The organism is Paracoccus sp. S4493 (assembly GCF_000967735.1).
GTDB lineage: Bacteria > Pseudomonadota > Alphaproteobacteria > Rhodobacterales > Rhodobacteraceae > Paracoccus > Paracoccus marcusii.
The window spans coordinates 1-349 of sequence record NZ_JXYF01000515.1; the positions used below are offsets into that span (position 1 = coordinate 1).

The 349-nt window shown below is 68.5% G+C and carries 1 protein-coding gene; it reads right to left on the minus strand.

Translation table 11 applies throughout. The features are described from left to right. Nucleotides 1-72: 72 nt before the first annotated feature. On the minus strand, nucleotides 73-349 hold a 277-nt coding region (locus tag TW83_RS18820; protein WP_162198095.1), incomplete at its 5' end, for a Na/Pi cotransporter family protein.

A 349-nucleotide genomic window follows, 5' to 3' on the forward strand; every position in this document is an offset into this window, starting at 1 on the left:
CCTGATCCTGCTGGACGCGGACCTGCACCTGACCGGCATCCACGACGGTGCGGGCTGGCGCGCGCCCCGGGCCTAGCTGCCGCGCAACCGGCTTTCGATCAGCAGCCCTTCGTCCTGCAGGATCGGATGGGCGACCGAGACCGCATGGGCGTTGATGCGCTTGAGATCGCGCAGCAGGTCCAGATGCAGGGACGACGTCTCGCGGCTTTCGGTCTGTCCTTCGCGCAGGCGGATCAGGTGGCGCTGCGCGGACTGGCGTTCCAGGTTGCGGATGGTGACCTTCTGCTCCATCAGGCGGCGGGCCATGTCGCGGTCGCGCGTCATGAACACCGTCTGCGCCATGCGCAGG